The following is a 5887-nucleotide window of genomic DNA, read 5'->3' as shown; positions in this document are numbered from 1 at the left end:
GCCGGTGTACAGCTGTCGTGGACGCGCGATTTTCCTGCCATCGGTATGCATGTCGCTCCAGTGCGCAATCCAGCCGACGGTACGCGCCATGGCGAAGATCACGGTGAACATGGAAGACGGGATACCCATCGCTTTCAGGATGATACCGGAGTAGAAGTCGACGTTCGGGTAAAGTTTCTTCTCAATGAAATACGGGTCGTTCAGCGCGATGTGTTCCAGCTCCATCGCCACTTCCAGCAGGTCATCTTTGGTACCCAGCTCTTTCAGCACTTCGTGGCAGGTCTCACGCATCACGGTGGCACGCGGATCGTAGTTTTTGTAAACACGGTGACCGAAGCCCATCAGGCGGAAAGAGTCATTCTTGTCTTTCGCACGACGAACGAATTCCGGAATGTGTTTAACCGAGCTGATTTCTTCCAGCATCTTCAGCGCCGCTTCGTTCGCGCCGCCGTGCGCCGGTCCCCACAGGGATGCAATACCCGCAGCAATACAGGCAAACGGGTTCGCGCCAGACGAGCCAGCAGTACGTACCGTTGAGGTGGAGGCGTTCTGTTCATGGTCGGCATGCAGGATCAGGATACGGTCCATTGCGCGTTCCAGTACCGGGTTCACTTCATAGGTTTCACACGGCGTGGAGAACATCATGTTCAGGAAGTTACCGGCGTAGGAGAGGTCGTTACGCGGATAAACAAACGGCTGGCCGATAGAATATTTGTAACACATCGCCGCCATTGTCGGCATTTTGGACAGCAGGCGGAATGCGGCGATTTCGCGGTGGCGCGGATTGTTAACATCCAGAGAGTCGTGATAGAACGCGGCGAGCGCACCAGTGATCCCGCACATGACCGCCATTGGATGTGAATCGCGACGGAAAGCGTGGAACAGACGGGTGATTTGCTCATGGATCATGGTATGGCGAGTCACGGTGGTTCTGAACGCGTCGTACTCTGCTTGCGTCGGTTTTTCGCCGTTCAGCAGGATGTAGCATACTTCCAGATAGTTAGACTCGGTGGCTAACTGATCGATAGGGAAGCCGCGATGCAACAAAATGCCTTCATCGCCGTCGATGAACGTAATTTTGGATTCGCAGGATGCAGTAGAGGTGAAACCAGGGTCAAAAGTAAACATCCCCTTCGAACCCAGGCTACGAATATCAATAACATCTTGACCTAGCGTGCCCTTCAGCACATCCAGTTCAATAGCCGTATCACCATTTAGGGTGATTTTTGCTTTTGTGTCAGCCATTTACGGTCTCCTTAGCGCCTTATTGCTTAAGACTACTCAGGTGAGATTTGCCATCGATACATCAATCAACCGTTACCAGTTTGTTATTCGGCTCGCCGCTCTGGATAGAGGAGAAAACCAGGGTACAGAGCAATGGGCGCTTGCAGGTAAATCAGTTAACTCATGGTGAATTAGCAACAAATCAACAACTTAGCAATCCGAATTATTCAACCTGTCTATCACTATTAACTGTACTGAAGGGATCGGTCAATATCTTCCTACTGTTACATAACTTATTTGCAGGTTAAAGAGTGACCCCATAACTTTTACGCATTATATGCCTTTTCTGGTGTTGTTTGTAACAACTTTGTTTAATGATTGTCAAATCAGATGATTAAAAATTAAATAAATGTTGTTATCGTGACCTATGTCACTGTTCGGGATAAAACCCGACAAACTATATGTAGGTTAATTGTAATGATTTTGTGAACGTCCTATACTGCCGCCAGGTCTCCGGAAACCCCTGCAATCCCGAGCCACCCAGCGTTGTAACGTGTCGTTTTAGCAACTGGAAGCAGTGTTTTACATGACGCGCAGTTATAGAAAGGACGCTGTCTGACCCGCACGCAGACCGGAGGAAGGAAATCCCGTCGTCTTTCAGGCTACAGGTGATTCACTCTCTGTACCCAAAGTCCAAAGGGAATAATAAGAACAGCATGTGGGCGTTATTCATGATAAGAAATGTGAAAAAACAAAGACCTGTCAATCTGGATCTGCAAACGATCCGGTTCCCAATCACGGCGATAGCGTCCATTCTCCATCGCGTTTCCGGAGTGATCACCTTTGTGGCGGTCGGGATCCTGTTGTGGTTACTGGGCACCAGCCTCTCTTCCCCTGAAGGTTTCCAGCAGGCATCCGCCATCATGGGTAGCTTTTTTGTTAAATTTATTATGTGGGGCATCCTTACCGCGCTGGCGTATCACGTCGTGGTCGGTGTTCGTCACATGATGATGGATTTTGGCTATCTGGAAGAAACATTCGAAGCGGGTAAACGCTCAGCCAAAATCTCTTTTGTTATCACTGTCGTGCTTTCACTTCTCGCAGGAGTCCTCGTATGGTAAGCAACGCCTCCGCACTAGGACGCAATGGCGTACATGACTTCATCCTGGTCCGTGCTACCGCTATCGTTCTGACGTTATACATCATCTATATGGTGGGTTTCTTCGCCACAAGCGGCGAACTGACCTGGGAAGTCTGGACCGGTTTCTTCTCATCGGCTTTCACCAAAGTTTTCACCCTGCTGGCACTCTTCTCCATCTTGATTCATGCCTGGATCGGCATGTGGCAGGTGTTGACCGACTACGTTAAACCGCTGGCAATTCGGTTGTCGCTGCAACTGGCTATCGTCGTTGCACTGGTGGTTTACGTGATTTATGGATTTGTTGTGGTGTGGGGTGTGTAATGAAACTGCCAGTCAGAGAATTTGATGCTGTAGTCATTGGTGCAGGCGGCGCAGGTATGCGTGCGGCGCTGCAAATTTCCCAGAGCGGCCAGACTTGTGCGCTGCTGTCCAAAGTGTTCCCAACCCGTTCCCATACCGTATCTGCGCAGGGTGGCATCACCGTCGCGCTCGGTAATACCCATGAAGATAACTGGGAATGGCACATGTACGACACCGTGAAAGGGTCGGACTACATTGGTGACCAGGACGCTATCGAATATATGTGTAAAACCGGTCCGGAAGCGATTCTGGAACTGGAACATATGGGGCTGCCGTTCTCCCGTCTCGACGACGGTCGTATCTATCAGCGTCCGTTTGGCGGCCAGTCGAAAAACTTCGGCGGTGAGCAGGCGGCACGCACCGCAGCGGCAGCTGACCGTACCGGTCACGCACTGCTGCATACGCTGTATCAACAGAACCTGAAAAACCACACCACCATTTTCTCCGAGTGGTATGCGCTGGATCTGGTCAAAAACGCCGATGGTGCAGTGGTCGGTTGTACCGCACTGTGCATCGAAACCGGTGAAGTGGTTTACTTCAAAGCCCGTGCAACCGTGCTGGCCACCGGCGGCGCAGGCCGCATTTATCAGTCCACCACTAACGCGCATATCAATACCGGCGACGGCGTGGGGATGGCCATCCGTGCCGGTGTTCCGGTTCAGGATATGGAAATGTGGCAGTTCCACCCAACCGGGATTGCCGGTGCGGGCGTTCTGGTAACAGAAGGCTGCCGCGGTGAGGGCGGTTACCTGCTGAATAAACACGGTGAGCGCTTTATGGAGCGTTATGCGCCGAATGCGAAAGACCTGGCGGGCCGTGACGTGGTGGCGCGTTCCATCATGATCGAAATCCGTGAAGGTCGCGGCTGCGATGGTCCTTGGGGTCCGCACGCTAAACTGAAACTGGACCATCTGGGTAAAGACGTCCTCGAATCCCGTCTACCGGGCATTCTGGAATTGTCCCGTACGTTTGCACACGTTGACCCGGTGAAAGAGCCGATTCCGGTTATCCCAACCTGTCACTACATGATGGGCGGTATTCCGACCAAAGTGACCGGTCAGGCATTGACGGTGAACGAGCAGGGTGAAGACGTGGTGGTTCCGGGGCTGTTTGCGGTGGGTGAAATCGCCTGCGTATCGGTACACGGCGCTAACCGTCTGGGTGGTAACTCGCTGCTGGATCTGGTGGTCTTCGGTCGTGCGGCCGGTCTGCATCTGCAGGAATCTATCGCCGAGCAGGGTGAACTACGCGATGCCACAGAAGACGAAATCGACGCGTCCCTGGCGCGTCTGAACCGCTGGAACAATAACCGTGATGGTGAAGATCCGGTAGTGATTCGCAAAGCGCTGCAGGAATGTATGCAGCATAACTTCTCGGTCTTCCGTGAAGGCGATGCGATGGCAAAAGGTCTGGAAGAGCTGAAAGCCATCCGCGAGCGGTTGAAAAATGCCCGTCTGGACGACACCTCCAGCGAATTCAACACCCAGCGCGTAGAGTGTCTGGAGCTGGATAACCTGATGGAAACTGCCTATGCCACCGCAGTATCCGCCAACTTCCGTACCGAGAGCCGTGGTGCGCATAGCCGCTTCGACTTCCCGGAGCGTGATGATGAAAACTGGCTGTGCCATTCCCTGTATCTGCCAGAGACGGAATCCATGACCCGACGTGAAGTCAACATGGAACCGAAACTGCGCCCGGCATTCCCGCCGAAGATTCGTACATACTAATGCGGAGACAGGACAATGAAACTCGAGTTTTCAATTTATCGCTATAACCCGGATGTTGATGACGCTCCGCGCATGCAGGATTACACCCTGGAAGGCGAAGAAGGGCGTGACATGATGCTGCTGGATGCGTTGATGCAGCTCAAAGAGAAAGACCCCAGTCTCTCTTTCCGCCGCTCCTGCCGTGAAGGCGTGTGTGGTTCAGATGGTCTGAACATGAACGGGAAGAACGGTCTGGCCTGCATCACGCCGGTATCAGCGCTGGTTCAGCCCGGTAAGAAAATTGTTATCCGTCCGCTGCCTGGTTTGCCGGTGATCCGCGATTTGGTAGTAGACATGGGGCAATTCTATGCACAATATGAGAAGATTAAGCCTTACTTATTGAATAATGGGCAAAATCCTCCGGCTCGTGAGCATTTACAGATGCCAGAGCAGCGGGAAAAACTCGATGGGCTGTATGAATGCATTCTGTGCGCCTGCTGCTCAACGTCTTGCCCATCCTTCTGGTGGAATCCGGATAAGTTTATCGGTCCGGCGGGTCTGTTAGCGGCCTATCGCTTCCTGATCGACAGCCGTGATACCGAGACGGACAGCCGCCTGGAAGGGATAAGCGATGCATTCAGCGTATTCCGCTGTCACAGCATCATGAACTGCGTCAGTGTATGTCCTAAGGGGCTGAACCCGACGCGCGCCATCGGCCATATTAAGTCGATGCTGTTGCAACGCAGTGCGTAAGTAGACATTGCCCGCGGTGGCAATCCTGTAGGCCGGATAAGACGTTTACGTCGCCATCCGGCACATGTTGCCTGATGGCGCTTCGCTTATCAGGCCTACGGGGTCGCCATCAGGCAAATTAGTGCAGGAAACCTCTAAAAACTGCCACATTGATAGCAATAATCGAGATGTTCAGCGCGAGACAAGGCGCGAACGGAACGAATCGCCGGGAGCATAGTTCACTATGTGACCGGGTGAGGGACGGTTGCAACGCAGTCGCAGCCTGAACAACGACGATTATTAGACAGTTTTTAAAGGTTCCTTAGCGGACGCAGATCACACGACAGTCCGTAACAAGTGAACCCCGGCACGCATACGACGTATGCGTGGTAGTATCCACGGCGAAGTAAGCATACAAATGCTTAAGGGATCACGATGCAGAACAGCGCTTTGAAAGCCTGGTTGGACTCTTCTTACCTCTCTGGCGCAAACCAGAGCTGGATAGAACAGCTCTATGAAGACTTCTTAACCGATCCTGACTCGGTAGACGCTAACTGGCGTTCGACGTTCCAGCAGTTACCTGGCACCGGAGTCAAACCGGATCAATTCCATTCAAAAACGCGTGATTATTTCCGTCGTCTGGCGAAGGATGCCTCACGTTACTCTTCTTCGATTTCCGACCCTGACACCAATGTGAAGCAGGTTAAAGTCCTGCAGCTCATCA

Annotated in this window: 6 protein-coding genes; 5 read left to right on the top strand and 1 reads right to left on the bottom strand. The window is 52.5% G+C overall.

All coding sequences use genetic code 11. The features are described from left to right. Positions 1-1245 (bottom strand): citrate synthase (gltA, locus tag AB7E14_RS19430; RefSeq protein WP_428169818.1); only part of this gene is annotated, 1245 nt, incomplete at its 3' end. A 695-nt stretch (positions 1246-1940) separates the two neighbouring features. Here gltA and sdhC point away from each other — a divergent pair. The 5 genes from sdhC to AB7E14_RS19405 all read left to right on the top strand — a co-directional run. Continuing rightward, a complete protein-coding gene (gene sdhC, locus AB7E14_RS19425) occupies positions 1941-2345 on the top strand; it encodes a succinate dehydrogenase cytochrome b556 subunit (RefSeq protein WP_043001371.1) in 405 nt (134 codons plus the stop codon). Then, positions 2339-2686 (top strand): succinate dehydrogenase membrane anchor subunit, encoded by a 348-nt coding sequence (sdhD, locus tag AB7E14_RS19420; RefSeq protein ID WP_043001370.1) that lies wholly within the window; start codon positions 2339-2341, stop codon positions 2684-2686. Before sdhC ends, sdhD begins: the two co-directional genes overlap by 7 nt. Beyond that, positions 2686-4452: a succinate dehydrogenase flavoprotein subunit gene (sdhA, locus tag AB7E14_RS19415; RefSeq protein ID WP_043001369.1), complete on the top strand. Its 1767-nt coding sequence runs from the start codon at positions 2686-2688 to the stop codon at positions 4450-4452. Before sdhD ends, sdhA begins: the two co-directional genes overlap by 1 nt. Positions 4453-4467: 15 nt before the next feature. Continuing rightward, on the top strand, positions 4468-5184 hold the full coding sequence (gene sdhB / locus AB7E14_RS19410) for a succinate dehydrogenase iron-sulfur subunit SdhB (protein WP_043001368.1): 717 nt from the start codon (positions 4468-4470) through the stop codon (positions 5182-5184). A 414-nt stretch (positions 5185-5598) separates the two neighbouring features. Continuing rightward, the coding region (locus tag AB7E14_RS19405; RefSeq protein ID WP_428169817.1) for a 2-oxoglutarate dehydrogenase E1 subunit family protein at positions 5599-5887 on the top strand (289 nt) is incomplete at its 3' end.

This window comes from Citrobacter sp., assembly GCF_050252275.1.
GTDB lineage: Bacteria > Pseudomonadota > Gammaproteobacteria > Enterobacterales > Enterobacteriaceae > Citrobacter_A > Citrobacter_A amalonaticus.
Note: the sequence above shows the minus strand (reverse complement) of the source record. Positions and strands in the feature narration are given on the sequence as shown.